The sequence below is a fragment of the Burkholderia cepacia genome (assembly GCF_001039005.1).
Classification (GTDB): Bacteria; Pseudomonadota; Gammaproteobacteria; order Burkholderiales; family Burkholderiaceae; genus Burkholderia; species Burkholderia theae.
In genome coordinates, this window is sequence record NZ_LDWR01000011.1 from 116,760 (window position 1) to 141,936 (window position 25,177).

29 protein-coding genes are annotated in these 25,177 nt (G+C 66.4%); 11 read left to right on the top strand and 18 right to left on the bottom strand.

Going from position 1 to position 25,177, the window contains the following annotated elements; translation table 11 throughout:
- Positions 1 to 11: 11 nt before the first annotated feature.
- The 4 genes from VL15_RS05545 to VL15_RS05560 all read right to left on the bottom strand — a co-directional run bounded on the left by VL15_RS05545 (position 12) and on the right by VL15_RS05560 (position 4,082).
- On the bottom strand, positions 12 to 1,070 hold the full coding sequence (locus VL15_RS05545) for a sulfate/molybdate ABC transporter ATP-binding protein (RefSeq protein WP_048243815.1): 1,059 nt from the start codon (positions 1,068 to 1,070) through the stop codon (positions 12 to 14).
- 13 nt (positions 1,071 to 1,083) lie between these two features.
- Entirely contained in the window at positions 1,084 to 2,034 is a 951-nt protein-coding gene (gene cysW / locus VL15_RS05550) for a sulfate ABC transporter permease subunit CysW (protein WP_048243817.1), read from the bottom strand.
- Positions 2,031 to 2,924, bottom strand: a complete 894-nt coding sequence (gene cysT / locus VL15_RS05555) for a sulfate ABC transporter permease subunit CysT (protein WP_048243819.1) — start codon at positions 2,922 to 2,924, stop codon at positions 2,031 to 2,033. The genes cysW and cysT overlap by 4 nt, the downstream gene beginning before the upstream one ends.
- 120 nt (positions 2,925 to 3,044) lie before the next feature.
- The gene (locus VL15_RS05560; protein WP_048243821.1) at positions 3,045 to 4,082 is read right to left on the bottom strand and encodes a sulfate ABC transporter substrate-binding protein; all 1,038 of its coding nucleotides are present in this window, start codon (positions 4,080 to 4,082) and stop codon (positions 3,045 to 3,047) included.
- A 264-nt stretch (positions 4,083 to 4,346) separates the two neighbouring features.
- Between VL15_RS05560 and lexA the strand changes: the two genes are divergently transcribed.
- Genes lexA through VL15_RS05575 form a run of 3 tightly spaced genes read left to right on the top strand, consistent with a single transcriptional unit; the run spans position 4,347 to position 6,086 of the window.
- Positions 4,347 to 4,994: a transcriptional repressor LexA gene (gene lexA / locus VL15_RS05565; RefSeq protein WP_047900600.1), complete on the top strand. Its 648-nt coding sequence runs from the start codon at positions 4,347 to 4,349 to the stop codon at positions 4,992 to 4,994.
- 25 nt (positions 4,995 to 5,019) lie between these two features.
- Complete coding sequence (locus VL15_RS05570; RefSeq protein ID WP_048243823.1) at positions 5,020 to 5,355, top strand: hypothetical protein; 336 nt, start codon at positions 5,020 to 5,022, stop codon at positions 5,353 to 5,355.
- A 29-nt stretch (positions 5,356 to 5,384) separates the two neighbouring features.
- On the top strand, positions 5,385 to 6,086 hold the full coding sequence (locus tag VL15_RS05575) for a DUF2939 domain-containing protein (protein WP_048243825.1): 702 nt from the start codon (positions 5,385 to 5,387) through the stop codon (positions 6,084 to 6,086).
- A gap of 87 nt (positions 6,087 to 6,173) precedes the next feature.
- On the opposite strand, the gene VL15_RS05580 is transcribed toward VL15_RS05575, so the two are convergent.
- Positions 6,174 to 6,671: a universal stress protein gene (locus VL15_RS05580; RefSeq protein ID WP_048243827.1), complete on the bottom strand. Its 498-nt coding sequence runs from the start codon at positions 6,669 to 6,671 to the stop codon at positions 6,174 to 6,176.
- Between the two features lie 337 nt (positions 6,672 to 7,008).
- Here VL15_RS05580 and nodI point away from each other — a divergent pair, with 337 nt between their 5' ends.
- Positions 7,009 to 7,923, top strand: a complete 915-nt coding sequence (gene nodI, locus VL15_RS05585; protein ID WP_048243829.1) for a nodulation factor ABC transporter ATP-binding protein NodI — start codon at positions 7,009 to 7,011, stop codon at positions 7,921 to 7,923.
- A 6-nt stretch (positions 7,924 to 7,929) separates the two neighbouring features.
- The gene (locus VL15_RS05590) at positions 7,930 to 8,763 is read left to right on the top strand and encodes an ABC transporter permease (RefSeq protein WP_048243831.1); all 834 of its coding nucleotides are present in this window, start codon (positions 7,930 to 7,932) and stop codon (positions 8,761 to 8,763) included.
- A gap of 37 nt (positions 8,764 to 8,800) precedes the next feature.
- Here the strand turns inward: VL15_RS05590 and VL15_RS05595 are convergent, their stop codons facing one another.
- From VL15_RS05595 to VL15_RS05610, 4 genes are all read right to left on the bottom strand, one after another.
- The gene (locus tag VL15_RS05595) at positions 8,801 to 9,223 is read right to left on the bottom strand and encodes a hypothetical protein (RefSeq protein WP_048243832.1); all 423 of its coding nucleotides are present in this window, start codon (positions 9,221 to 9,223) and stop codon (positions 8,801 to 8,803) included.
- A 101-nt stretch (positions 9,224 to 9,324) separates the two neighbouring features.
- Entirely contained in the window at positions 9,325 to 10,383 is a 1,059-nt protein-coding gene (locus VL15_RS05600; RefSeq protein ID WP_048243834.1) for a permease, read from the bottom strand.
- Entirely contained in the window at positions 10,380 to 11,507 is a 1,128-nt protein-coding gene (gene mnmH / locus VL15_RS05605; protein ID WP_048243835.1) for a tRNA 2-selenouridine(34) synthase MnmH, read from the bottom strand. Before mnmH ends, VL15_RS05600 begins: the two co-directional genes overlap by 4 nt.
- Before the next feature lie 64 nt (positions 11,508 to 11,571).
- Complete coding sequence (locus tag VL15_RS05610; RefSeq protein ID WP_048243837.1) at positions 11,572 to 12,525, bottom strand: LysR family transcriptional regulator; 954 nt, start codon at positions 12,523 to 12,525, stop codon at positions 11,572 to 11,574.
- 165 nt (positions 12,526 to 12,690) lie between these two features.
- On the opposite strand from VL15_RS05610, the gene VL15_RS05615 reads away from it, so the two are divergent.
- Positions 12,691 to 14,112 carry a M20 family metallopeptidase gene (locus VL15_RS05615; RefSeq protein ID WP_048243838.1) on the top strand — a complete coding sequence of 474 codons (1,422 nt, stop codon included), beginning with the start codon at positions 12,691 to 12,693 and terminating at the stop codon, positions 14,110 to 14,112.
- Between the two features lie 35 nt (positions 14,113 to 14,147).
- Positions 14,148 to 15,434, top strand: a complete 1,287-nt coding sequence (locus VL15_RS05620) for an MFS transporter (RefSeq protein WP_048243839.1) — start codon at positions 14,148 to 14,150, stop codon at positions 15,432 to 15,434.
- 77 nt (positions 15,435 to 15,511) lie between these two features.
- On the opposite strand, the gene VL15_RS05625 is transcribed toward VL15_RS05620, so the two are convergent.
- Both VL15_RS05625 and VL15_RS05630 read right to left on the bottom strand, forming a co-directional pair.
- A complete protein-coding gene (locus VL15_RS05625) occupies positions 15,512 to 16,564 on the bottom strand; it encodes an NADP(H)-dependent aldo-keto reductase (protein WP_048243840.1) in 1,053 nt (350 codons plus the stop codon).
- A gap of 149 nt (positions 16,565 to 16,713) precedes the next feature.
- A complete protein-coding gene (locus tag VL15_RS05630) occupies positions 16,714 to 17,148 on the bottom strand; it encodes a PaaI family thioesterase (RefSeq protein ID WP_048243842.1) in 435 nt (144 codons plus the stop codon).
- A 169-nt stretch (positions 17,149 to 17,317) separates the two neighbouring features.
- Here VL15_RS05630 and VL15_RS05635 point away from each other — a divergent pair, with 169 nt between their 5' ends.
- Both VL15_RS05635 and VL15_RS05640 read left to right on the top strand, forming a co-directional pair.
- The gene (locus VL15_RS05635; protein WP_048243844.1) at positions 17,318 to 17,806 is read left to right on the top strand and encodes a winged helix-turn-helix transcriptional regulator; all 489 of its coding nucleotides are present in this window, start codon (positions 17,318 to 17,320) and stop codon (positions 17,804 to 17,806) included.
- A gap of 331 nt (positions 17,807 to 18,137) precedes the next feature.
- Positions 18,138 to 18,761 (top strand): phospholipase D family protein, encoded by a 624-nt coding sequence (locus VL15_RS05640; protein ID WP_048243846.1) that lies wholly within the window; start codon positions 18,138 to 18,140, stop codon positions 18,759 to 18,761.
- Between the two features lie 147 nt (positions 18,762 to 18,908).
- Here the strand turns inward: VL15_RS05640 and VL15_RS05645 are convergent, their stop codons facing one another.
- A complete protein-coding gene (locus VL15_RS05645) occupies positions 18,909 to 19,136 on the bottom strand; it encodes a hypothetical protein (protein ID WP_048243849.1) in 228 nt (75 codons plus the stop codon).
- Positions 19,137 to 19,399: 263 nt separating this feature from the next.
- Between VL15_RS05645 and VL15_RS05650 the strand changes: the two genes are divergently transcribed.
- Positions 19,400 to 20,371 carry a sensor domain-containing diguanylate cyclase gene (locus VL15_RS05650; protein WP_048243851.1) on the top strand — a complete coding sequence of 324 codons (972 nt, stop codon included), beginning with the start codon at positions 19,400 to 19,402 and terminating at the stop codon, positions 20,369 to 20,371.
- A 66-nt stretch (positions 20,372 to 20,437) separates the two neighbouring features.
- Here VL15_RS05650 and VL15_RS05655 read toward each other — a convergent pair whose 3' ends face one another.
- The 5 genes from VL15_RS05655 to VL15_RS05670 all read right to left on the bottom strand — a co-directional run bounded on the left by VL15_RS05655 (position 20,438) and on the right by VL15_RS05670 (position 23,035).
- A complete protein-coding gene (locus tag VL15_RS05655) occupies positions 20,438 to 20,911 on the bottom strand; it encodes a VOC family protein (protein WP_048243853.1) in 474 nt (157 codons plus the stop codon).
- Positions 20,912 to 21,053: 142 nt separating this feature from the next.
- A complete protein-coding gene (locus VL15_RS05660) occupies positions 21,054 to 21,593 on the bottom strand; it encodes a hypothetical protein (RefSeq protein ID WP_048243855.1) in 540 nt (179 codons plus the stop codon).
- Between the two features lie 198 nt (positions 21,594 to 21,791).
- Positions 21,792 to 22,028: a hypothetical protein gene (locus VL15_RS43675; protein WP_080970732.1), complete on the bottom strand. Its 237-nt coding sequence runs from the start codon at positions 22,026 to 22,028 to the stop codon at positions 21,792 to 21,794.
- 206 nt (positions 22,029 to 22,234) lie between these two features.
- Entirely contained in the window at positions 22,235 to 22,543 is a 309-nt protein-coding gene (locus VL15_RS05665; protein ID WP_048243856.1) for a hypothetical protein, read from the bottom strand.
- Positions 22,544 to 22,591: 48 nt separating this feature from the next.
- Positions 22,592 to 23,035 carry a VOC family protein gene (locus VL15_RS05670; RefSeq protein ID WP_155420129.1) on the bottom strand — a complete coding sequence of 148 codons (444 nt, stop codon included), beginning with the start codon at positions 23,033 to 23,035 and terminating at the stop codon, positions 22,592 to 22,594.
- Between the two features lie 26 nt (positions 23,036 to 23,061).
- Between VL15_RS05670 and VL15_RS05675 the strand changes: the two genes are divergently transcribed.
- Positions 23,062 to 23,805, top strand: a complete 744-nt coding sequence (locus VL15_RS05675; protein WP_048243860.1) for a DUF695 domain-containing protein — start codon at positions 23,062 to 23,064, stop codon at positions 23,803 to 23,805.
- Between the two features lie 874 nt (positions 23,806 to 24,679).
- Here the strand turns inward: VL15_RS05675 and VL15_RS05680 are convergent.
- Positions 24,680 to 25,075 (bottom strand): hypothetical protein, encoded by a 396-nt coding sequence (locus VL15_RS05680; protein WP_048243862.1) that lies wholly within the window; start codon positions 25,073 to 25,075, stop codon positions 24,680 to 24,682.
- Positions 25,076 to 25,177 lie beyond the last annotated feature (102 nt).

Below are 25,177 nucleotides of genomic sequence, written 5' to 3' on the forward strand. Positions count from 1 at the left end.
GCATTCTCTCGTCAACGCGCGGGAAACACACGCACCGCGCGCGGCACGGCCGTCGCGCCGTCGCCGACCTGCAGCGAGAGCGCACGCCACGCATCGCGATCGAGTTCCGCCTCGAGCGCGCCGCCCGTGCGCGCCTCGAGCTCCACGCGCACCGAACCACCGAGCGGGATCACGCGGCGCACGTCCACCGCGATGCCGTCCCGATGCCCTTCGCCCGTCGGCCAAAGCTGCAGGTCGTGCGGTCGCACGTACGCGTTCGCGGGGCCCGCGAAATCGGCATCGACCTCGATCGGCGCGGCCGCCCCCTCGGCGACGAAGCCTCGCCCGGCGACCGTGCCCGGCAGCCGGTTGGCAGCGCCGAGGAACTCGTACACGAACGCGCTCTGCGGATGATCGTAGACGTCCTGCGGGCTACCGACCTGCTCGACGTGGCCGCGATTCAGCACGACGATGCGGTCCGCGACTTCCAGCGCCTCCTCCTGGTCGTGCGTGACGAAGATCGTCGAGATGTGCAGGTCGTCGTGCAGACGACGCAGCCAGCCGCGCAGTTCCTTGCGGACCTTCGCGTCGAGCGCGCCGAACGGTTCGTCGAGCAGCAGCACCTTCGGCTCGACCGCGAGCGCGCGGGCGAGCGCGATGCGCTGGCGCTGGCCGCCCGACAGCTCGGACGGATAGCGCTGCGCGAGCCAGTCGAGCTGCACGAGCTTCAGCAGGTCGTGCACCTTGTCGCGAATCGCGGCTTCCGACGGCCGCTCGCGGCGCGGCTTCACGCGCAGCCCGAACGCGACGTTCTCGAATACCGTCATGTGGCGGAACAGCGCGTAATGCTGGAATACGAAACCGACCTGACGGTCGCGCGCGCCGACCGACGCGACGTCGAGCCCCTGCAGCACGACCTGGCCGGCGTCCGCGTGCTCGAGGCCCGCGATCACGCGCAACAGCGTGGTCTTGCCGCAGCCGGACGGCCCGAGCAGCGCGACCAGTTCGCCGGGCGGGAAGTCGAGCGAGACGTTGTCGAGCGCCGTGAAATCGCCGAAGCGCTTCTGAAGGTTACGGACGGTGATACCCATTCTGGTTGCCTCTTTACGATTTCGACGAAACGACGGCGACGGGGCCGGCATGTGCGGGAACGGCGTCGCGCGCGCCGGCCAGTTCGGCGGCGAGATGACGCTCGGCGAGCAGCTTCAGCGCGAGCGTGACGAGCGCGAGCAGCGCCAGCACCGACGCCACCGCGAACGCCGCCGCGAAGTTGTATTCGTTGTACAGGATCTCGACGTGCAGCGGCATCGTGTCGGTCACGCCGCGGATATGGCCCGACACGACCGACACCGCGCCGAACTCGCCCATCGCGCGCGCATTGCACAGGATCACGCCGTACAGCAGGCCCCACCTCACGTTCGGCAGCGTCACGCGGCGGAAGATCTGCCAGCCCGATGCGCCGAGCACGCGCGCGGCCTCTTCCTCGTCGGTGCCCTGAGCCTGCATCAGCGGAATCAGCTCGCGCGCGACGAACGGGAACGTGACGAAGATCGTCGCGAGCACGATGCCCGGCACCGCGAAGATGATCTGCACGTCGTGGTCCTGCAGCCACGGCCCGATCCAGCCCTGCGCGCCGAACAGCAGCACGTAGACCAGGCCCGAGATCACCGGCGACACGGAGAACGGCAGGTCGATCAGCGTCGTCAGCAACGCCTTGCCGCGGAATTCGAACTTCGCGATCGCCCACGATGCGCACACGCCGAACACAAGGTTCAGCGGCACGGCGATCGCGGCGACGGTCAGCGTCAGCTTGATCGCCGCCCAGGCATCGGGATCGGCCAGCGATTCGAGGTAGAAGCCGACGCCCTTTCTCAGCGCCTCGACGAACACCGCGGCGAGCGGCACGACGAGGAAGAACGCGAGGAACGCCAGCGCGATGCCCGTGAGCAGCCAGCGCACGACGCGCGACTCGCTGACGGGGTCGAGCCGCTTCGCGGCGCGTCCGCGCGCGGCCGACGACGGGGTTTTCAGCACGACGGTGGCCTCCTGGTTCATTGCTGGCCTCCTGCCGCGGTTGCGATGACGGTCGCGGGCGCGGGGCCGCTCGCGCCCTTGCTCGTGCGACGCTGCAGATACCATTGCAGCGTGTTGATCAGCAGCAGCATCAGGAACGACACGACCAGCATCACGACCGCGAGCGCGGTCGCGCCCGCGTAGTCGTACTGTTCGAGCTTCGTGATGATGAGCAGCGACGTGATCTCGGATTTCATCGGCACGTTGCCGGCGATGAAGATCACCGAGCCGTATTCGCCGAGCGCGCGCGCGAACGCCAGCGCGAAACCGGTGAGCAGCGCCGGCAGCACGGCCGGCAGCACGACGCGGCGGAACGTCAGCCAGCGCGACGCGCCGAGGCACGCGGCGGCCTCTTCCTGCTCGCGCTCGAAATCCTCGAGCACCGGCTGCACGGTGCGCACGACGAACGGCAGCCCGATGAAGGTCAGCGCGACCAGCACGCCGGCGGGCGTGAACGCGATCTTGATGCCGAGCGGCGCGAGATACTGGCCGACCCAGCCGTTGGTCGCATAGACGGCCGCGAGCGAGATGCCGGCGACCGAGGTCGGCAGCGCGAACGGCAGGTCGACGATCGCGTCGACGATCCGCTTGAACGGGAACGTGTAGCGCACGAGCACCCACGCGACGAGGAAGCCGAACACGGCGTTGATCAGTGCGCCGCCGAGCGCGGCCGAGAACGTCAGCCGGTACGACGCGAGCACGCGCGGCGACGTGACGGCGGTGACGAACTGGTCCCACGACAGCGTCGCGGTCTTCAGGAACGTGGCGGCGAGCGGAATCAGCACCACGAGGCTCAAATAGGCCACCGTGATGCCTAGCGTCACGCCGAAACCGGGCAGCGCGCTCGGCTTGCGAAAGGTGTACGTCGTCATCGGATGCTCTTGCTGGGTCGTTGCTGCTCATGGGTCCGACGCAAACGCCGGCGCATGAATCGCGCCGGCGGCCCGTCGGGGATGCGGCGCACTGCGTGGCGCACCGCTGTCGTTATGGCGTTACTGCGGCTTGTAGATCGAATCGAACACGCCGCCGTCCGCGAAATGCGTCTTTTGCGCATTCGTCCAGCCGCCGAACGTGTCGTCGACCGTGTACAGCTTCAGCTTCGGGAACTGCTTCGTCAGTTCGGCCGGCACGTTCTTCGAGCGCGGCCGGTAGTAGTTGCGCGCCGCGATCTCCTGGCCCTGCGGGCTGTACAGGAAATTCAGGTACGCATCGGCCAGCTTGCGCGTGCCCTTCTTGTCGACCACCTTGTCGACCACCGCGACGGGCGGCTCGGCCAGGATGCTCACCGACGGCACGACGATCTCGAACTTGTCGGTGCCGAATTCCTTGACCGACAGGAATGCCTCGTTTTCCCATGCGATCAGCACGTCGCCGATCCCACGCTGCACGAAGCTCGTCGTCGCGCCTCGCGCGCCCGAATCGAGCACGCCCGCATTCTTGTAGAGCTTCGTGACGAATTCCTTCGCCGTCTGCTCATTGCCGCCCGGCTTGTGCAGCGCGTATGCCCACGCGGCCAGGTAGTTCCAGCGCGCGCCGCCCGACGTCTTCGGGTTCGGCGTGACGATCGAGATGCCCGGCTTGGTCAGGTCGTCCCAATCCTTGATCCCCTTCGGATTGCCCTTGCGCACGAGGAACACGATCGTCGACGTGTACGGCGAAGCGTTGTCGGGCAGGCGCTTCTGCCAGTCCTTGTTGACGAGCCCCTTGTTCGCGAGCGCGTCGATGTCGTAAGCGAGCGCCAGCGTGACAACGTCGGCCTGCAGGCCGTCGAGCACCGATCGAGCCTGCGCGCCCGAGCCGCCGTGCGACTGCTTGAAGTTGACGGTCTCGCCCGTCTTCGCCTTCCACTCCTTGCCGAACGCCTGGTTGAAGTCCTGATACAGCTCGCGCGTCGGGTCGTACGACACGTTCAGGAAGGTCGTATCGGCCTGGGCATGCGTCGCGACGCCCAGCGCCGCCGCCGCGCCCAGCGCGAGTGTTGCGATCAGGCGGCCCACCCCGCCCACCAGCCCCGTATTGCGCTTCGCCATCCTTGGTTCTCCAGTGTTGTCGGTATTGCGATGTCGGGCCAGTCTAGCGAACGGGTTACATGATTAAAAATAATCGTTCTTCATTTTTTAATACTCAAAAGTGCTAACGCAGACGGGATGGACGGTTGCGGCGGATAAACCGGCGTCCGGACGGCGCGGAATCGCGTCGGAACCGGCGCGATCGCGTCGAACCTCACGTAACACTTGAATTTCGCGAAGTACTGTATAAAAATACAGCTCACTGTCTATCCATACAGTTAAGCCATGACCAAACTCACCGCCCGTCAGCAGCAAGTGTTCGACTTGATCCGTCGCGCGATCGAACGCTCCGGATTCCCGCCCACCCGCGCCGAGATCGCGGCCGAACTGGGCTTCAGCTCGCCGAATGCGGCCGAGGAGCACCTGCGCGCACTGGCGCGCAAGGGCGTGATCGAGTTGGCCGCCGGCGCGTCGCGCGGCATCCGCCTGCTCGGCCTCGAAGATTCCCCGCACCAGTTCACGCTGCCGCATGCCGGCCTGATGCAGCTGTCGCTGCCGCTCGTCGGCCGCGTCGCGGCCGGTAGCCCGATCCTCGCGCAGGAGCACATCTCGCAGCATTACGCGTGCGATCCCGCGCTGTTCTCCAGCAAACCCGATTACCTGCTGAAGGTGCGCGGCCTGTCGATGCGCGACGCCGGCATTCTCGACGGCGACCTCCTCGCGGTGCAGAAGCGCACGGAAGCGAAGGACGGCCAGATCATCGTCGCGCGTCTCGGCGACGACGTCACGGTCAAACGCCTGATGCGCCGGCCGGGCGGTCTCGAGCTGATCGCGGAGAACCCCGATTACGAAAACATCTTCGTCAAGGCCGGCAGCGCGGAATTCGCGCTGGAAGGCATCGCCGTCGGGCTGATCCGATCCGGCGAACTCTGACATTCCGTCTCGTTAGGAGAACATCATGGAACGCCTTGCCCGCCTGCTGCCTTTCCGTCAATTCGGTCGCCTGCGCCATCTGCGCGGCCGCACGCCCTGCGCACCGCTGTCCGCGGCGGCGCCTGTGGAAGAAGAAGTCGCAGTCGAACGGCAGGCGTCGCTGCTGCCGTCAGCGCTTCCCGCCTTCGCGCGGGTATCGCTGAACGCCGGTCTGAATCACGCGGAACCTGCGCGCCGCGCGCCGGTGCGCGTCTATCACGGCCGTTCGCGCCTGATCATGGTCGGCACGATCGATGCCGTGTGCCGGATGATCGATCGCTGCATTGCAGAGGAACGATCGGCCACGCCAGGCGGTCTCTGATTGCGGAACATTCCCGCACCGGAGGCAACGTGACTGGATCTTCGGGCCGCGCATGGCGGCTCAAACCCCTGCTGATCGCCGTGCTGGCCGTCGCCGTCATGGCGGCGATCGGCTATGCATATGCGTCGCCGTACGTCGCGCTCGGCCGCCTGAAATCGGCGATCGATACGCGCGATGCGCAGGCCATCAGTGAATATGTCGATTTTCCGTCGCTGCGCATCAGTCTGAAGCAGCAGGTCACGGAAGAGTTGATGCGCCGGATCGACGCGGTGAAGAAGAACAATCCGTTCGCGGTGATTGGCGCGCTGATCGGGTCCGCGCTGATCGGCCCGCTGGTCGATGCGTACGCGACCCCGGAGGGCGTGGCCGCGCTGATGAGCGGCTTGCCGCCGCGCGGCAATCCGGGCGAGCGTCCGCCCGAATGGTCGAATCTGCCGCAAGGCAATGCGCCGGGCAGCGCACCGGCCGCACCGCCGGCCAATCCGGCTCCGGCAAGCGCAGCCGTTCCGGGCAGCAACGCGGCCACCGCGGCTGCGTCATCGTCGGCACCGGCCAGTCCGGGCGATGCAACGCATCCGCCGCACCAGCAGCAAACCAGTGCCGGCTACCGGAATGTCGACGAATTCGTCGTGACCTATCAGCGAAGCGCCGACGGCACACGCTATGCGGCGATATTCCACCGCTTCGGCCTGTTCTCGTGGAAGCTGTCCGCGATCGACCTGCATGCGTAGCCGGCCGCGGTCGACGCCCGCGCCGCTGATGCGGCGCGGCGCCTGACCGGCGCGAATCGCCGGTCAGGCCGTCGTCAAGTCATCAGATCATTTGCCGCTCGCCGTAGCCGCTTCACGCTCCCGCGCGATTTCGGCCTTCTGCTCTTGCGCGGACGAGCACGCAACCAGAATGCTGCAGTTCACGCGGTCGAGCAGTTGCGTATTGCCCGACCCCATCCACCATCTCGACAGCCCGCTACGGCACCGGTGGCCGACGACGACGAGGTCAACCTTCAGCTCCGTCGCGAGATTCGCGATTTCGTCGATCGGATAGCCGAACGCGAAATGGCCTTCGGCCTGTACGCCGCGCTCACGCAGCCAGTTCACGCCTTCCTGCAGGATTTCGCGCGCGGTTTCCTCGAATCGGCCACACGCGACGTCGGTCAGCAAGCCCGCGCTTTGTGCAATGCTCGAACGCATGTCGACGACCGACAGCAAATGCGTCTCGGCCTTCAGGTCCATTGCGAGATCGGCGCCGCAACGCAGTGCCTTGCGCCCTTCGAGCGAGCCGTCGTAACACAGCAAAATCTTGTTGTAGCTAGCCATGAAACCTCCCTATCGCGACAACGAGCCTACGCATTCATCATGGTGCGCCGCAATTCAGGACGCAAGGGATGGAAAACGCTGATTCGCCCCGCTCGGCGCGTGCGCGATGATGCAGTGCACGATCGGTGCGCGTATGCATCGCACCGTGCAGGCATGCCCTGAAGAGACGCAGTCGATGCACTAGAATGGCCCGTTCGTACTCCGGCGGGCCATCAGGCGTCGGCCTCGTGCGCTTCGGTCATGCCCATGTGACACGCATTCGCCCGATCCGTTCGCAAGCCGGCCACGCAGCCGACAGCGGAACGCCTGTGCGCCCGCTCACAATGACAACATGCCCATGTCCGTCGCACCGATCGATTTACGGAACGTAGAGAAGCGCTATGGCGACAAGCTCGTCGTCAACGGTCTGTCCTTCAACGTGCAGGCCGGCGAGTGCTACGGCCTGCTCGGGCCGAACGGCGCCGGCAAGACCACGACGCTGAAGATGCTGCTCGGCCTCGCGCATCCCGATGCTGGCACCATTTCGCTGTGCGGCGAACCGGTTCCATCACGTGCACGGCATGCGCGCCAGCGCGTCGGTGTCGTCCCGCAGTTCGACAATCTCGACCCCGACTTCACCGTGCGCGAGAACCTGCTCGTGTTCAGCCGCTATTTCGGGATGTCCGCGCAGGCTGCCCGTGCGCTCGTGCGGCCGCTGCTCGAATTCGCGAAACTCGAGAACAAGGCCGACGCGAAAGTCGGCGAGCTGTCGGGCGGCATGAAGCGCCGCCTCACGCTCGCGCGCGCGCTCGTCAACGATCCCGACGTGCTGGTGCTCGACGAGCCGACGACCGGCCTCGATCCGCAGGCGCGGCACCTGATGTGGGAGCGGCTGCGCTCGCTGCTCGCGCGCGGCAAGACGATCCTGATCACCACGCATTTCATGGAAGAAGCCGAACGTCTGTGCGACCGCCTGTGCGTGATCGAGGAAGGCCGCAAGATCGCCGAAGGCGCGCCGCACGCGCTGATCGAATCGGAGATCGGCTGCGACGTGATCGAGATCTACGGGCCCGATCCGGCCATACTGCGCGACGAGCTGTCGGCGTACGCGAAGCGCACCGAGATCAGCGGCGAGACGCTGTTCTGCTACGTAAGCGACCCTGAGCCGCTCAGCGCGCGGCTCAAGGGTCGCCCGGGGTTGCGCTATCTGCATCGCCCGGCCAATCTGGAAGATGTGTTCCTGCGGCTCACGGGCCGCGAAATGCAGGACTGAGCGATCATGGACGTCCGCAACTATTCCGCCGCCGCACCGTCGGCACCGCCGCGCGAGTCGCGCTTCGCGATCGCGATGCCCGCGAACGCAACCAACTGGGTTGCCGTCTGGCGGCGCAACTATCTGGTCTGGCGCAAGCTCGCGCTCGCGTCGATGTTCGGCAATCTTGCCGATCCGATGATCTATCTGTTCGGGCTCGGTTTCGGGCTCGGCCTGATGCTCGGCCATGTCGACGGCGTGTCGTATATCGCGTTCCTCGCGGCGGGCACGGTCGGGTCGAGCGTGATGATGTCCGCGAGCTTCGAGTCGATGTATTCGGGCTTTTCGCGGATGCACGTGCAGCGCACCTGGGAAGCGATCATGCATACGCCGCTCGCGCTCGGCGACATCGTGCTCGGTGAGATCGTCTGGGGTGCCAGCAAGGCGATGCTGTCGGGTGTCGCGATCATGCTCGTCGCGGGTGCGCTCGGTTATGCGCGGTTTCCGTCGATGCTCGCGGCGCTGCCCGTGATCGCGCTCGCGGGCCTCGCGTTTGCGAGCATCGCGATGATCGTCACGGCGCTCGCGCCGTCCTACGATTTTTTCATGTTCTATCAGACGCTCGTGCTGACGCCGATGCTGCTGCTGTCCGGGGTGTTCTTCCCGATCACGCAGTTGCCGCCGATCGCGCAGCATGCGGCGCATGCGCTGCCGCTCGCGAACGCGGTCGAGCTGATCCGGCCCGCGATGCTCGGTCGGCCGGCGACGGACGTCGCGCTGCATATCGCGGTGCTCGCCGGCTACGCGGTCGGCGGATTCCTGCTGTCCGCGTGGCTGTTCCGGCGGCGGATGATGCGCTGATGGCCGGCGCGCCCTGCGCCGGCTTCACGCGACGACGTCACTCGTCGTCGTCGCTCCACGGGATCTCGACGTCGGTCAGGAACGCGACGGTCGCGAGCGGGCCGCCTTCCTGACGGCCGAGCTTGCCGTCCGCGCGATGCCACTCGACGCGGAATTGCGTGCCCGGATCGTCGGCAACCAGATAGACCGTGCGCAGTTCGTCCGCATCGGCTTCGTCCACCGGGCCGTCGAACGACACCAGCATCTTCTGCGGCCACAGGCCGTTGACGGGATCGTAAATGCGGTCGCCCTGCGGAATGTCGATGCTGGCTTCGACGCCGATCGTTGAAGAGGCTTCGATGATCATCGTGCCGAGCGCGTTCAGCACGGCAGTTGCCCGCGCGGAATTGGCCTGGCGGATCGCGAGATCGCCGCGCGTCAGCGCCTTTTCGAGTCGAGGATGGATCTTCGGTTGGGTCATGCGTTTTCCTGTTTGCTTCTTGTAAAGGGCGCCGCACGCGTGAAGCGGCGGCGCCGGATGAATACGACGTTCGCGCCCGATCGGCGCATCGCTTGCGCGCGTCAGAACCCGAACGCGACCGCGAGCAGCCCGCTCGCGATCCCGAACACGACGACGAGGACCGCGACGATCGCCAGCATGTAAGGCTTGAACGAACGCGCGAGCATCGCGAGCGACGGCACGCTGATCGGCGGCAGCGTCATCAGCAGCGCGGCGGCCGGGCCGACACCCATGCCGAGCGACAGCATCGCCTGGATGATCGGCACCTCGCCGGCCGTCGGGATCACGAACAGCATGCCCGCGACCGCGAACGCGACGATCCAGCCGAGATGATTGCCGATGTCCGGGCCGATATGCGGGAACAGCCATGCGCGCGCGGCGCCGAGCAGCAGCACGAGCACGATGTATTCGGGCACGAGGCGCACGGCCATGCGGGCAAGCAGCTTCACCCAGCGGACGAAAGGATTGCCGGCCGCGGCCTGCTCGGCCGCCAGCGCGGCGAGCTGCGCATCGTCGATGCTGCGGTCTTCGGGACGCGCAATGCGGTTCAGCAGATAACCGATCCCGAACACCATCGCGATGCCGAGCACGAGGCGCAGCGCGCTCCAGTGCCAGCCGAGCACGAAGCCCATGAACACCAGCGCCGCCGGGTTCAGTACCGTGTTGCCGAGCCAGAACGCAACCGCGCCGCCCGGCGATGCATGGCGCGCACGCAGGCCCGCGACGACCGGCGCCGCGCAGCACGTGCACATCATCCCCGGCAGCGACAGCAGGCCGCCCGCGGCGACGCTGCCGAAGCCCGTGCGGCCAAGCACGCGCGCAACCCAGTGTGCGGGCAGCAGCGCCTGAACGGCCGAACCGAGCAGCAGGCCGAGCACCATCGCCTGCCAGATCGCCTTGCCGTACGCCCATGCGTAGTCGAGCGCGGCCTTCAGCGACGGCTCGGGCGCGACCGCCGATGTGCCCATCAGGATCGACTGGCCGATCGAATGATGCTCGGCGGCAACGAACGCCTTGTTGTAGTACGGGAACCATTTCACATAGAACAGCCCTGCGACCGCGATCAGCAGGAAGGTCATCCAGCCGAGGGCCGGATTGGGTTGGGTGCGTGTGGTCGTCATCGTGTGGTCGTCGATTTGTCTTTGTCGGTTACGGATTCCGCGCCTGCCGCCAGCGCGGCCGACGCGGGCAGCCCGGCCAGCGCGAGCTGGGCCAGCAGCGAGCACGCCTGATCGCGCACGTCGGCCGCGTTGGGCCGGAAAGCGAACGTCAGCGCCCGGTTCGGCTTGTTGTACGTTGCGCGGTACGTGCGCGCATAGGCGGGATCGTAATGCTTGTCGATCAGCGTCGTGAACAGTTCGGCCCGCGCGTTCGCATCGATCAGCGCATTCCAGTGCGCCACCTCTTCGCGGCTGTGCAGGCCGATCAGCCGATGGAGTTGCGCCTTGAACGCGACCGGTGCGTCGAACAGGTGGGCGTAATCGTCGAGCAGGAATGCGATGCGCTCGTCATGTGCCGCTTCGACCTGCACCCACGGCCCCGCGTGAAACGCGTCGAGCAGCGCGATCGGCAACTGCACGAGCCCGATCTTGCGGCTTTCCGATTCGACGAACACAGGCCATTCGGGGTCGAAACGTCCGAGCGTTTCGACGAGCCCCGAATCGAACCCCTTTTGCGACGGCTGCGGCCTACCCGGCAGCGCGCCGAGCAGCGAGCCGCGATGGCACGCGAGCGCCTCGAGATCGAGCGTCTGCGCGCCCGCGTCGCGCAGCGCGTTCAGTAGGCGCGTCTTGCCGCACCCCGTATGGCCGACGAGCGCGATGTAGCGGAAGCGCGTCGGCAGCGTGTCGAGCGTCGCGCACACCGAGCGGCGATAGGCCTTGTATCCGCCGTCGAGCTGGCGCGCCTGCCAGCCGATCAGGTTGAACCAGGTCGTCATCGAGCCCGAGCGCTTGCCGCCGCGCCAGCAGTAGATCAGCGGCCGCCAGTTGCGCGGACGGTCGGCGAACGTCGTGTCGAGATGGCGTGCGATGTTGCGCGCCACGATCGCCGCGCCGACACGCGTCGCCTCGTACGGCGACACCTGGCGGTACATCGTGCCGACGAGCACGCGCTCTTCGTTGCTGAGCACGGGCGCGTTCAGTGCGCCGGGAATATGGTCCTCGGCGAACTCGAGCGGCGTGCGCACGTCGATGATCTCGTCGAACTCGCCGGCGCGATCGAGGGTGACAATCAGGTTCTTCAATTTGGCGTCGAACAGGGGCGATGCGGCTCGATGAGCCGCATGGGCGCGGAAGGCGGATTGGCGATTATCTCACGGGCCGGCGTCTCGGGCCGCGCGCGACGGCCGGCGGCGGCGATGCGGCCTGCATCGCGTCGATCAGATGGTCGCGAAACGCCCGTACCGACGCGGGCAGATCGCGCCCCGCCATCGTCTGCACCTGGATGCTGCGCTCGCGCAGTTGCGGGTTCGTCACGGGCACGACGACGAAGCCGTCCGCGTCGCAGCGGTCGCGCACCGACAGCAGCCCCGTGAACATCACGGCTCCCGTGCGCCGCGCGTAGCCGTACATCGCCGCCGTGTTGTTGCTCGTCAGTTCGGGTTCGAGCAGCAGCCCGTCGAGCGCGCACGCGATGTCGATCAGCTGGCGCACCGTCGTGCCGGCCTCGGGCAGCACGTGCGGGTGACGCGCGACATCGGCGAGCGACACCGCGTCGCGCGTCGCGAGCGGATGGTCGTGCCGCACCAGCGCGAAGATCGGCGCGCGTTCGGTGTGCTCGACGCGCACGCCCTTCTCCGGCGCGAGGCTGAAGGTCAATGCGACGTCCGCATCGCCGTCGCGCACGCGCCGCGTCGCGTCCGCCGGCGACACGACCCACACGGTGAAATCGACGCCCGGGTGGCGTGCCTTGAAGCTCGCGAGCGCGCCGGGCAGGAAATCGATCGCGAACCCCTCCGAGCACGCGATCTTCAGCAGGCTGCCGTGCAGCGCATCGAGCCCGCCGATGTCCTTCATCACGTGCTCGGCCTCCAGCAGGCTGCGCTGCGCGAACGCCAGCAGCCGCTCGCCGGCCTCCGACAGCGCCATCCCGCGCGGCCGGCGCTCGAACAACGGCGCGCCGAGCTCGCTCTCGAGCTTCGCGATCTGGCGGCTGATCGCCGACACGGCCACATGCAGCCGCGCGGATGCGTCGCTGATCGAGCCGGTGCGCGCCACTTCGACGAAATACCGCAACGCGAGGCCATGCAGGAAAGCCGCCATTGTTCTGTCTCCGTGCCGCTCCCGGCTGCGCTGCTTTGCCTTTTCGGCAAAGAAAGGTTCGAAATTCGATCATTGTGACAAAAAAAACGGCTTTCTAGAATCGATCGCACTTCACGCTGCGCACGTGATCCGCACGCGCCGCGAACCCGACCGAGGAGACCCGACTTGAGCCGTACCGCCGCCATCCAGCACGCGCTGAACCAGTTCGAATCCGGTGCGTTCTTCACGACCCTGAGCCGCCGCATCGGCCTGCGCACTGAAAGCCAGGAAAGCGGCAGCGGTGCCGCGCTGCGCGCGTACCTGACCGACGAGATCGCCCCCGAGGCCGCGCGCCTCGGCTTCACTGCGCGGATCGTCGACAACCCCGTCGACGGCGGCGGCCCGTTCCTGCTCGCGTCGCGCCACGAGGACGATGCGCTGCCGACCGTGCTGATCTACGGCCACGGCGACGTGGTGCGCGGCTACGACGCGCAGTGGCGCGCGCCGCTGTCGCCGTGGACGCTGACCGCCGACGGCGACCGCTGGTACGGCCGCGGCAGCGCCGACAACAAGGGCCAGCACACAATCAACCTGGCCGCGCTGGCGAGCGTGCTCGACGCGCGCGGCGGCCGGCTCGGCTTCAATGCAAAGCTGCTGATCGAGATGGGTGAGGAAACCGGGTCGCCGGGCCTCGACGCGCTGTGCCGCCAGGAGCGCGACGCGCTCGCGGCCGACGTGCTGATCGCGTCCGACGGCCCCCGCATCGCCGCCGCGCGCCCGACCGTGTTCCTCGGCTCGCGCGGCTCGGTCAACTTCAAGCTGAGCCTGCGCGCCCGCGACGGCGCGCACCACTCGGGCAACTGGGGCGGCCTGCTGCGCAATCCGGCGATCGTGCTCGCACATGCGCTCGCGAGCCTCGTCGATGCGCGCGGCGCGATTCGCGTCGCGGGGCTGCGTCCGCCGCCGATCCCGGCCGCCGTGCGCGACGCGCTCGCCGACCTGTCCGTCGGCGGCGGCCCCGGCGATCCGGCGCTCGATGCCGGCTGGGGCGAGCCAGGCCTGTCCGCGGCCGAGCGCGTGTTCGGCTGGAATACGTTCGAGATCCTCGCGTTCAAGGCCGGCAACCCCGAGCACCCCGTCAATGCGATCCCGCCCGTCGCGTATGCGCATTGCCAGCTGCGCTTCGTCGTCGGCACCGACTGGAAAGCGCTGCAAGCGCACCTGCGCACGCACCTCGATGCGCACGGCTTCGGCGACATCGAGATCGACATCGAACGCGGCGCACCGGCGACGCGCGTGCCGCCGGACGATCCGTGGGTCCGCTGGGCCGTCGCATCGCTGGCGCGCACCACCGGCAAGAAGCCCGCCATCCTGCCGAATCTCGGCGGCACGCTGCCGAACGAAGTGTTCGCCGACACGCTCGGGCTGCCGACGCTGTGGGTGCCGCACTCGTACCCGGCGTGCTCGCAGCACGCGCCCGACGAGCACCTGCTCGCGAGCGTCGTCAGCGAGGGGCTGCAGATGATGGCCGGCCTCTTCTGGGATCTCGGCGACGACGCGCCGCCCGTTCGCCGCGCGGCGCCCGCCGCGGCCGGCGCCGCCCTGTAACGCGCTTCGCCCCTTTCACGGGACCTGCACACACGATGAATACGACCACCCTGACCTCGCAGGAAGCCGCCCGCCCCAGCGCCGCGAAGATCCGGCGCATCATCTTCGCGGCGTCGATCGGCAACGCGCTCGAATGGTTCGACCTGATCGTCTACGGCTTCTTTGCGGTGACGATCGCCAAGCTGTTCTTCCCGGCGACGAGCGAAGCAACGTCGCTGATGCTGACGCTCGGCACCTTCGGGCTGTCCTACCTGATCCGGCCGATCGGCGGCTTCGTGCTCGGCGCGTACGCGGACCGCGCGGGCCGCAAGGCGTCGCTGCTGCTGTCGATCGCGATGATGATGGCCGGCACGCTGCTGATCGCGCTGATGCCGACCTACGCATCGATCGGCATCCTCGCACCGCTCGGGATCATGCTGTCGCGGCTGATGCAGGGCTTTTCCGCGGGCGGCGAATTCGCGAGCTCGACCGCGTTCCTCGTCGAGCACGCGCCGCAGCGGCGCGGCTTCATGTCGAGCTGGCAGTTCGCGAGCCAGGGCCTCGCGACGCTGCTCGCCTCCGGCTTCGGCGCACTGCTGACCACCACGCTGACACCCGCGCAACTCGAAAGCTGGGGCTGGCGCGTGCCGTTCCTGTTCGGTCTCGCGATCGGGCCGATCGGGCTGTACATCCGCCGCTACGTCGACGAAGGCGTCGAGTTCAAGACGCAGGCGCGCTCCGAAGCGCCCGTGCGCGAGCTGTTCGCGGATCAGAAATTGCGATTGCTGCTGTCGATCGGCGCGCTCGTGATCTCGACCGCGATCAACTACATGGTGCTGTACATGCCGACCTATGCGATCAAGCAGCTCGGGCTGCCCGCGTCGACCGGCTTCGCGGCGACGCTCGCGACCGGCTTCGTGCTGACGCTCGTCACGCCGGTCGTCGGCCATCTGTCCGATCGCACCGGGCGGATCCGCATGATGGTGGTCGCGGCTGTCCTGATGCTCGTCTCCGTGTGGCCGACATTCGCCTGGCTCACGCGCCACGCGTCGTTCGCGACGATGCTCGCCGCACTGATCTGGATCGGCATGCTGAAGGCGATGTACTGCGGCGCACTGCCGGCGCTGATGGCCGAACTGTTCCCGCCGCAGACGCGCGCAACGGGGCTCGCGGTCAGCTACAACACGGGCGTCACGCTGTTCGGCGGCTTCGCGCCGTTCGTCATCACCTGGCTGATCAGCACGACCGGCAACCGGCTGTCGCCGGCGCTCTATCTGATGGGCTGCGCGCTGCTGAGCCTCGCCGCGCTGTTTGTCGCGCGCACACGGCTCAAGATGCGGTAACGAAGCCAGCGACGGCGCCGCGATGCGCCGCCGAAGCGGCCCGTCGCGGCATCGTTGCCGCGCGGGCCGCGCGCCGTTTACGGCGCCGGGTTCGGCTGCAGTTCGTGCAGCGCGTCGATCTCGGCCAGGATCTCGTCGGACAGCGTCACGTCGATGCTGCCGATGTTCTCCTTCAACTGCGCGAGCGACGTTGCGCCGACCAGGTTGCTGCGCACGAACGGCCGGCTGTTGACGAACGCGAGCGCGAGCTGCGCGGGCGACAGCCCGTGACGCTGCGCGAGCGCGACGTAACGCGACGTCGCCTCGACGGCCTGCGGCTTGCTGTAGCGCTGGAAGCGCTCGAACAGCGTGATGCGCGCGCCGGCCGGACGCGCGCCGTTCTCGTACTTGCCGGACAGCCAGCCGAACGCGAGCGGCGAATACGCAAGCAGGCCGACGCCGTCGCGATGCGTGAATTCCGACAACCCGTTCTCGAACGTGCGGTTCAGCAGGCTGTACGGATTCTGGATGCTCGCGATGCGCGGCAGCCCGAGCTTCTCGGCCGCGTGCAGGAACTGCGCGACGCCCCACGGCGTTTCATTCGACACGCCGATCGCGCGCACCTTGCCGGCCTTCACGAATTCCGCGAGCACGCCGAGGGTTTCCTCGATCGGCACCGTATAGGCGTCGTCGACCCACGGATAGGCGGGGCGGCCGAACGTCGTCGTGCTGCGGTCGGGCCAGTGCAACTGGTAGAGATCGACATAGTCGGTCTGCAGGCGCTTGAGGCTGCCATCGAGCGCCTCGGTCAGGTTCTTGCGGTCGAACTGGTTGCCCTCGCCGCGGATATGGCGCGGATTGTGCGGCTGCCGCGCCGGCCCCGCGATCTTCGTCGCGAGCACGATGCGGTCGCGCTGCGCGCGATGCTGCGCGAGCCACGTGCCGATGTACTGCTCGGTGCGCCCCTGCGTGTCGGGCTTCGGCGGCACCGGATACATCTCCGCGGCATCGATCAGCGTCACGCCCTGCGCGATCGCGTAGTCGATCTGCTCGTGCGCGTCGCGCTCCGAATTCTGCTCGCCCCACGTCATCGTGCCGAGACCGATCAGGCTGACCTCGATGCCCGAATCGCCGAGTGTGCGGTATTCCATGCTGTTCCTGTCGCGTCGGTGGAAAGCAGAAACGCTATCACATTGAAGCGGCCGCTTCAGACTTGCGCCGCGTACGCTTACAGGCGGCCTTCGGCGCCGGCATGGATGTACACGCGCCTGCGCGGACGGCAGCCTTGGCGCCCTCGTTACTACGGCCGCTGAATAAAACAGGTCGCCGACGCATGCGCGACGATCTTGTCGTCCGGTGTCTTCAGCGTGCCCTCCGCGACGCCCAGCGAACGCGACAGGTGGATCACGCGCCCTTCCGCGATCAGGTCGGCGTCGCGCGGCACGGGCCGCAGCATCTTCACATGCAGATCGACCGTGCCGTAACCGACACCCGCGTCGAGCATCGAATGCACCGCGCAACCCGTGACCGAATCGAGCACCGTCGCGGCGAACCCGCCGTGCACGCCGCCGAGCGGATTCAGGTGCCGGCCGTCCGCCCGCGCCGAAAACTTCACATAGCCGAGTTCGACGTCCAGCGGACGCATCGGGATCGTCTCGGAAATCGACGCGAGCGGCGCGTCGCCCGCCACCGCGGCACGCAGCAGATCGAGACCGGACAGGGAAAGCGGATTCATCGGGGTGTCTCCGGGTTGAAAGCGCGTCGCCGCGCGAGTACGTTCTAAATTGGAACTTATTATTGACAACGATGGCGGCCGTTGTCAACGTAGCCGTGCCCGTTGTAACCGAAGGCGGGTTCTATAATCGAACCCGCTATTTCGCTGAACCGCCGCAAGAGACTCGACGATGAAATGGGATGACATCGGTACGCTGAACTGTTCGGTCGCGCGCACGCTCGCCGTGCTCGGCGACCGCTGGACCATGCTGATCCTTCGCAACGCGTTCCTCGGCTGCCGCCGTTTCGACGCGTTCCAGACGCAGCTTGGCGTCACGCGCCATGTGCTGGCCGAACGGCTTGCGCGGCTCGTCGACGAAGGCGTGCTGGTCAAGCGTGCGTATCAGGAGCGCCCGCCGCGCTTCGAATACCGGCTGACGGACAAGGGCCTCGACCTCTACCCGGCCCTGCTCGCACTGATGTCGTGGGGCGATCGCTGGAAGGACGACGGCCAGGGGCCGCCGGTGCAATTGCGCCACCGCACCTGCGGCCAGTTGATGCATGCGGTCACCGTGTGCTCGGCCTGCGGCGAACCACTCGACGCACGCGACGTGCTGCCCGAGCCCGGCCCCGGGTGGATCGCATCCGACGAAGCCAGTGCGCCGGCGGTCGAGGATTGACGCATGGCGCGCGCATGATCGACGGACGCTGACGCGTCGTTCTTTGCACGCGCGCGTCCATCACGGGCCGCAACGAGCCCGCTCGACTGCGTTCGCGCATTGCTTGCGCATCGCTATCCCGCAACGGCAAGCGCAATCACACGCTGCCGTCGGCAACATCCGTTGATCGTCCTGATCGCGTACACGGATACCGCACAACGCAACTTTGCGTCATTGCCACGGCCACCACCGATCATCGCGCGTGCGAATCCCTTCGCATCCGCACGTGACCGAGCCGCCGCGTCTGCGTTACACTCACGGCCCGCTGTCTCGAAATTGTTCGCTGTCCAAGATGTTGTCGCGCAATCGCCTCGCCGCCGCCTGTCTCGCCGCTTCCCTGCTCGCCACACCCTTCGCCGCTTTCGGCAAGACGCAAAGTGAATCGCTGCTCCAGCAAGCGATCGACTTCGTGTCGCGATGGCTGCCCGCGCCCACTCACGAAGCACCCGCGACGCAAGTCGTCGAATCGGCGTTCTCGCCCGACGGCGGCGCCGAGGCACTCGTGCTGAAAGCGATCGGCGCCGCGCGCAGCTCGATCCGCGTCGCCGCGTATTCATTCACGTCGCCGCCCGTCACGCGCGCGCTGCTCGCCGCGAAGCGACGCGGCGTCAATGTCGCCGTGGTCGTCGACGACAAGGGCAACCGCGCAAAGAGCAGCAAGCAGGCGCTGAACCTGCTCGTGAACGCCGGCATCCCGACCCGCACGATCGACGCCTATGCGATCCATCACGACAAGTACCTCGTGATCGACGCCGAGCACGTCGAAACAGGTTCGTTCAACTACAGCGCATCGGCCGCCAGCCGCAATTCCGAAAACGTCGTGGTGGTCTGGAACAATCCGCAACTCGCATCGCGCTACCTCGCGCACTGGCAGAGCCGTTTCGACCAGGGCGCGCCGTACCGCTCCAGCTACTGACGCGCGCCGCGCTTACGCGCGGCTCTCGACATCTCGCATTCGATCCGCCGTGTTGCATATGATCGGCGAGCGTCGCGCAGCATTCAATTCGGCCGAATGGCCAACGCGCCGCATCACGCATCGAACGACACGTGCGGCAATCCGCGTTCAATGGATTTCAGGCAACCGCCCGGTCGCGGCACCGGCCTGCGCGGTCGGCGCGCAGCGGTTCGCGTGTCCGTCCACGCCGCTTGCCGAAGGCGTCGACAAACCGCGGGCGCCCCCTGGCAGCGCGCTGCTCACGCAATCCGTGCCGAATGTCAGCGCGTTCTGCACCATCGGATAAAGGAGATACAGCGCAAACGCGAGATAACCCGCGTACAGAATTCGAACCATGGTGCGATGGGATGTGATGAACGATTGGACTCGTCCTATTTACGGCACCGTGCCGAGCACCTTGAGGCATCGCACATCCGATTCCGTATCGGGACGAAACGCAGGTCCATGACGCCCGCTTCTCACCGCATCTGCATCGATCCGGATCAAGCCGAAACCGGTCGCTCCGGGCTTCAGGCTTGGCGAGGCGCCAAATAATGCGCCATACTGGTCGGCATACGATCCGATGACCGGCCTCGCAGCCGGGACAAGAGACAAGGCCCATGCAAATCGCACCGAAACCGGCCAACGAGGCGGCCCGGCTCGATACGCTTCATTCGCTCTCGATCCTCGACACGCCGCCCGAAGAGCGTTTCGACCGCCTGACGCGCCTCGCGCGTCGGCTGTTCGACGTACCGATCGCACTCGTCAGCCTCGTCGACGAGAATCGCCAGTGGTTCAAGAGCCATGCGGGAATCGACGTCACGCAGACGTCGCGAGACGTATCGTTCTGCGCCCATGCACTGCTCGCCGGCAATACGATGGTGATCCAGGACGCGCTGAACGACAGCCGCTTCCACGACAACCCGCTCGTCACCGGCGCACCCGGCATCCGCTTCTACGCCGGCCGGCCGCTTGCGGCGCCGAACGGCGCACCCATCGGCACACTGTGCCTGATCGATACGCGGCCGCGTTCGCTCGAGCCCGACGAACTCGCGCTGCTCGGCGATCTCGCCCACATGACCGAACGCGAGATCGCCGCGCTGCATTTCGCGACCACCGACGAGCTTACGCAGCTGACGAACCGGCGCGGCTTCGAGATCCTGGCCCGCCACGTGCTGAGCCTGTGCGATCGCCTGGGCCGTCACGCCACGCTGCTGTTCTTCGACCTGAACGATTTCAAGACGATCAACGACCGCTTCGGCCATGCCGAAGGCGACCGCGCGCTCAAGGCATTCGCCGATACGCTGACGGGCGCGCTGCGCGACGGCGACGTGATCGCACGGCTCGGCGGCGACGAGTTCGTCGTGCTGCTGAGCGCCACCGATCCGGCCGACGCCGTCGAGCCGGTCGAACGCGTGACGCACGCGCTCGCGTTGCGCAACGCGGCCGACGCGCGCGGCTACGCGATCCGGTTCAGCGTCGGGCACGTCGCGTACGATCCCGCGCGCCATCACGCGGTGGCCGACCTGCTCGCATCGGCCGATCACCGGATGTACGAGGACAAGCAGCGCGGCAAGACGGCCGGCACGTGACCGCGGGCGAACCGGGTGCAGGCCTGTGCCGCCACCCTGCCGCTCAACCGCGGCTGCGCGACTATGTCAGCTTCCGCACGGCGGTGCGCTGGCCATCGCCTCCGCGATCTGCTCGGGCGTCAGGTCGCGCTGATGCGTCGCGAGCGACCAGCGGTGTCCGAACGGATCCTCGACCTGTCCGTAGCGATCGCCCCAGAACATGTCGGCGGCCGGAATCGTGACCGTCGCACCGGCCGCGACGGCCTTTGCGATCGCCGCATCGGTGTCCGGCACGTACAGGTGCAGGCAGACCGACGTGCCTTTCAGCGCCTTCGGCCCGAGCGCGCCGTGCTCGGGCATTTCATCCACCAGCATCAGTGTCGAATCGCCAATCGCGAGGCACGCGTGTGCGAGCCTGCCGTCGGGCATCGCCAGGCGAAACAGTTCGTTCGCACCGAAGGCGCGCTTGTAGAAGTCGATGGCTGCTGCTGCGCCGGCGCAGATCAGGTGCGGCGTCAGCGTGCGCATCCCTTCCGGGATCGGTTTGACGGACGTGGACATGGGTGTCGCTCCTTCAGTCGGTTGTCGTATCGGAAAACGGGACGGACGCGCGATGCGCACGCCTCCGATGCTACGACGGACGAACCCGACGGAAATCGACATGGCCCCCGACATTTTTTTGTTTTCCTGACGGGCGGGTCGCTCAGGCCGTTCGGTCGGCCTGGTCGTCCGGCACGCCGAACTGTCGGCGGCATGCCTCCAGCAATCCGGCCACCGCGTCGAGCGGAAGATCGGCAAACCGGGAGATCGGCAGCATCACGCCGCCCGGCACCTTGGTACGCGACGAATACGCCGAGAACTGGTAGCCGATGTAACGATTTCCAGCGACGCTGATGATCCGAAACTCGGTGACGTCGCGCCATGGCGTAACGGGTTTTTCACGCGCCGAGCCGATCAGCCTGAAGCCCGTTTCGTCGACATGCAGCGCCATCTTGCGCCGCGACGAGACGAAGAAGGCGGCACTCGCCAGCGCCAGCAGCACGGCCAGCGCCGCTACCGGCCAGAGCGTCGGGTCCGCCGCATAACCGCAGAGGCTCGCCGCGGCCAGCACTGCGCAGACGATTGCCCTTTTCTTCAGGCTCCGGCTATCGACCGCCAGCGTGACCGGCAACTGGCCGATGACCGTTCCCGCGACGGGATCGACGTGCAAGCCGGAATCGTTTGTTTCGTGTTCGCTGTTCATCGCTCAATCAATTGCATCGACGGCAATCGGCCCATCGAGGTCGGGCGCCCTATCAACACGCCGGGAACGCACCGGAAGACCGGGATTGGCGACGAGCCCCTTGTCGACAAGAATTCGTTGCGGTCGGGAAAGTCGTGCGTCGCCGCGCACTCACAATCTTTCATTCGCAGGGAACGGACACCGTTCGGTCAGCATCGGTCAATTGCACACCTTGACGGTGCCGTTGGTCGTGCATTGACCGACGGCCCAGTGACTCTGCCCTGCCAGATGAGGCGCCAGGCCGATACCGCGGATCGGCGCGGCCGGCGACGACGCCGGAACGGCTGCCGACGCAGTCTCGGGCGACGGCAGCGGAGCCGGCGCGGACGCGGTCTGGCAGGCCGAGAGCGCCAGACAAAGCGCGGATACCAACGGGGCGATGAGAAGTCTGGACATGGTCTCGGGCGCGTGTGCGATATTCGCTTCGGGTACTGGCTCGCCGACAGTCGCGCGGCGCGTCAAACCGTTCGGCGCAACCAGCACGGCAGCATGGCGGTTGTCCGATACTACTCCTCGCGATCGGCGTCGTGCGAGCCGACCTTTCGGCCAGCTGCCGCTATCGATGAGGCGGCACCCGTTACCGCCTGCGCGTGCCGCTCCGGTCAGATTTGCGGAAGATCCCGCAACGTGCGCGACTCGCTCGTTGCATCGATGTCGAGTTCGATGCCTTCCGATGCGTCGCGATACAGCACGCGTTTCAGCCTCGGCCCAATCGCGGTTGCGTCCGACTCCGAGAAAATCGCACGGACATCGTTGCCCGACGCGAGCGCGTGCGCCACTTCCGCCACCGGCGCCTCGCTCGGCTTCGCCGCCCACGACCGGTCGGCGGGATTCACGGCCGCCCAGCGCACGTGCGTCACGCGCGCGCTGAGCGGATCGATTCGGACACCATTCACCGCAAACATCGACATCGGATTCTCCTTCGAAATTTTTGCGGCCCGCCGCACTATCGCGTCGGGTCACGGGCAACCCCAGATCTCGCATACGTTACCCGCGGGGTCTGCCACGGAAATCGCCACCGTGCCATCGCCGTAGTCCCAGTCGTTCAGGATGCCGACGCGGTGCGATTCAAGTCGTGCAACGGCCTCCGAGACGTGTGGCACTTCGATTGCCAACGCGATTCCATGGCCGGTCGGCCGAAACTCCGGATACGGAAACTCGCCGCGCCTGCCCGTATGAACGGTCAGCGTCGCGCCCTGCACGACAAAGCGATGCCACGGATTCCCCGCGGCCGACACACCGTCGGAATGCACCGGAAGCGCGAGCACGAGACGGTAGAAATCCACCACCGCCCGATAGCGATCCTCTTCCACCGGCACCAGAATGCCCAGACTCGCGATCATGTGCGCCTCTTCGGCCAACGCGATTTTCGATGATACATTGGGACGCTTTGCAACCGTCAACAGACAATCGTGTACGGGAGAAACACATGACCGACGCCTGGGGAACCTTCCCTGCCAGAATGGGCGACCATCAGGCTTTCATCAGCTTCAACCACAGCTTTGCGGAAATCGCGGAAGGCGATCCGCGCACGTCGCTGCTCAGCGTGCGCGTCCCCTTTGCGCATCCGACGCCTGAAGGCCTGCCGACCGGCGACGAGTTCGCCGATCTCACGACGATCGAGGATCTGCTGGACGCCACGATCACCGCGAAAGGCGGTGTGCAGGTCGGCCGCATCACCGTCGACGGTAATCGGGATTTCCTTTTCTACGTGCCGTTCGACGACGAAGCAGCGGCGGAAATCGTCGACTCGCTGGCCGACCAGACGACCTACGCGCTTCAGTACGCCCATCAGGACGATCCGGGCAAGGAAGCGTACTGGCAGACCCTCTACCCGACCGACGACGACTGGCAGATCATGCGCGACATGCGCGTGCTGGATGCGCTGCGGCAGAAAGGCGACGCCAGCGACGTGAGCCGGCGCGTGATGCACTGGGCGTACTTTCAGGACCCGAGCGACGCGCACCAGTTCGCGGACTGGGCCGAAGCGAAAGGTTATCCGGTCGAATCGGTCGCCCCGACCGAGGACGGCAAGTCGGCCGTACGGTTTTCGCACGAAGGAACCATGGCGCTGGCCGACATCACGCGGCATACGATCGCGATCAATCGCGAAGTGCGTTCGCTCGGAGGGGAATACGACGGATGGGAAACCAGCGTCGAACAGACTGGCTGAGCAGGTCGACACGCGCGCTGCGCACGACGTGATGCAGCGCATTCGGCGCAAAAAACATCCCGGCAGCGTGGCTGCGCGCCGCCGGGACCAAGGCATCGCCGGCCGAAACCGGCGATGGGCCTGAGGGTTCGCTCAGGCACGAGGAAAGCGATTCGTACGGATCAGGCGAACGGATGCCGGGGCGCGATTATGCAGCCTGCCGAACGCCTGTCCGGTTCCGCCGACGCACCTTCCGGCGTCGGACGGGCAAAAAGCCCCGCTCCTGCGCGAGCGAGCGGGGAAACGGTTGACCGGGCCGGGGAAGAACGGTCAACCTGCCAAATTGTGATCGGGGGCCGCGCAACAGTCTGTGCGGCAACTCACCATTTGGTGACAATCCCGCGGCAACCGGCAGGCTCGCGTGCCGCGCGGTCGGCGTCACTACAACGACGGGCAACACCACCACCCCGCTGGTATGGAGACGCCTCGATCGATTTCCGGAAAGACCATGCAAGCACCGCGCCGCGATGCTCGGGCATGTCGAAAATGTCCTGATATTTCTTGCCGCCCTCGCTGACGAAAAATCGGTCGACAAGCTATTCGTATCCGCCGACTCTGAACAGCATTGCTGTGCAGCTTGTCAGGCCGACATCGGTAATGAGTGATCGCGCCAGCCGTCAGCCGCATTGTTCATTTCATATCTGGAGTTCGATCTTGATTTGATTCAAGCGGACGTATTCAGATCCGGGTTCAGTTTCCGGTCAGCCGCGTGTATTGTCAAAGCAGGGATATTCTATTTTTTACCGTGACTCTGGTTTCGTTTTCTTATACGGCATTTCGCGAAGCCGTAATTCACGAGCACGATAACCTGCGTCACGACACCCCGGTTTCGTCATCAAGGCGAACCGCTGGAAAACCAGTCGGCAACCATATCGATCCAGTCGAGATCGCTGACGATTTCAATAACGGTCTCGCCGACGACTTCGGCAGTCGATGAAGTTGCCGCCACCGCTCCCGAAGCCACCACGCTCGCCTTCGCAATCTCCGCTGACGCACCCGACCTCGGATCCGCAAGCCGCTCCAGCCAGTCGACGATATTTGCGCGCGCATCTTCCTCATCGGCGAAGTCGTTCCGTTCGAGGAAGCGATCGAACACGATCCACGCGAGGGTCTTGCTTCGCGCATCGGATTCGAGTTGCCAGTCGACAACACCGGTCCGGCCGGACTCCCTGATTTCGAGCGTTGCAGTGAAACAGTAATCGAGGTATTCGATCTCAAGTTTCGACGCCATGCTTTTCTCCGGTCAATCTGCCCTCTTGGTTCTTATGATGATCCGCGCCTGCCCGGCTTTGCGATGCCATGTGAATCTTGCGTGAATTTCGTGCGGCGTGTC

Coding starts and splice junctions, on each gene's coding strand:
- VL15_RS05545 (WP_048243815.1), bottom strand. CDS start 1,070: ATGGGTATCACCGTCCGTAACCTTCAGAAGCGCTTCGGCGATTTCACG.
- cysW (WP_048243817.1), bottom strand. CDS start 2,034: ATGAACCAGGAGGCCACCGTCGTGCTGAAAACCCCGTCGTCGGCCGCG.
- cysT (WP_048243819.1), bottom strand. CDS start 2,924: ATGACGACGTACACCTTTCGCAAGCCGAGCGCGCTGCCCGGTTTCGGC.
- VL15_RS05560 (WP_048243821.1), bottom strand. CDS start 4,082: ATGGCGAAGCGCAATACGGGGCTGGTGGGCGGGGTGGGCCGCCTGATC.
- lexA (WP_047900600.1), top strand. CDS start 4,347: ATGACCAAACTCACCGCCCGTCAGCAGCAAGTGTTCGACTTGATCCGT.
- VL15_RS05570 (WP_048243823.1), top strand. CDS start 5,020: ATGGAACGCCTTGCCCGCCTGCTGCCTTTCCGTCAATTCGGTCGCCTG.
- VL15_RS05580 (WP_048243827.1), bottom strand. CDS start 6,671: ATGGCTAGCTACAACAAGATTTTGCTGTGTTACGACGGCTCGCTCGAA.
- nodI (WP_048243829.1), top strand. CDS start 7,009: ATGTCCGTCGCACCGATCGATTTACGGAACGTAGAGAAGCGCTATGGC.
- VL15_RS05590 (WP_048243831.1), top strand. CDS start 7,930: ATGGACGTCCGCAACTATTCCGCCGCCGCACCGTCGGCACCGCCGCGC.
- VL15_RS05595 (WP_048243832.1), bottom strand. CDS start 9,223: ATGACCCAACCGAAGATCCATCCTCGACTCGAAAAGGCGCTGACGCGC.
- VL15_RS05600 (WP_048243834.1), bottom strand. CDS start 10,383: ATGACGACCACACGCACCCAACCCAATCCGGCCCTCGGCTGGATGACC.
- VL15_RS05610 (WP_048243837.1), bottom strand. CDS start 12,525: ATGGCGGCTTTCCTGCATGGCCTCGCGTTGCGGTATTTCGTCGAAGTG.
- VL15_RS05620 (WP_048243839.1), top strand. CDS start 14,148: ATGAATACGACCACCCTGACCTCGCAGGAAGCCGCCCGCCCCAGCGCC.
- VL15_RS05625 (WP_048243840.1), bottom strand. CDS start 16,564: ATGGAATACCGCACACTCGGCGATTCGGGCATCGAGGTCAGCCTGATC.
- VL15_RS05630 (WP_048243842.1), bottom strand. CDS start 17,148: ATGAATCCGCTTTCCCTGTCCGGTCTCGATCTGCTGCGTGCCGCGGTG.
- VL15_RS05635 (WP_048243844.1), top strand. CDS start 17,318: ATGAAATGGGATGACATCGGTACGCTGAACTGTTCGGTCGCGCGCACG.
- VL15_RS05640 (WP_048243846.1), top strand. CDS start 18,138: ATGTTGTCGCGCAATCGCCTCGCCGCCGCCTGTCTCGCCGCTTCCCTG.
- VL15_RS05645 (WP_048243849.1), bottom strand. CDS start 19,136: ATGGTTCGAATTCTGTACGCGGGTTATCTCGCGTTTGCGCTGTATCTC.
- VL15_RS05650 (WP_048243851.1), top strand. CDS start 19,400: ATGCAAATCGCACCGAAACCGGCCAACGAGGCGGCCCGGCTCGATACG.
- VL15_RS05655 (WP_048243853.1), bottom strand. CDS start 20,911: ATGTCCACGTCCGTCAAACCGATCCCGGAAGGGATGCGCACGCTGACG.
- VL15_RS05660 (WP_048243855.1), bottom strand. CDS start 21,593: ATGAACAGCGAACACGAAACAAACGATTCCGGCTTGCACGTCGATCCC.
- VL15_RS43675 (WP_080970732.1), bottom strand. CDS start 22,028: ATGTCCAGACTTCTCATCGCCCCGTTGGTATCCGCGCTTTGTCTGGCG.
- VL15_RS05665 (WP_048243856.1), bottom strand. CDS start 22,543: ATGTCGATGTTTGCGGTGAATGGTGTCCGAATCGATCCGCTCAGCGCG.
- VL15_RS05675 (WP_048243860.1), top strand. CDS start 23,062: ATGACCGACGCCTGGGGAACCTTCCCTGCCAGAATGGGCGACCATCAG.
- VL15_RS05680 (WP_048243862.1), bottom strand. CDS start 25,075: ATGGCGTCGAAACTTGAGATCGAATACCTCGATTACTGTTTCACTGCA.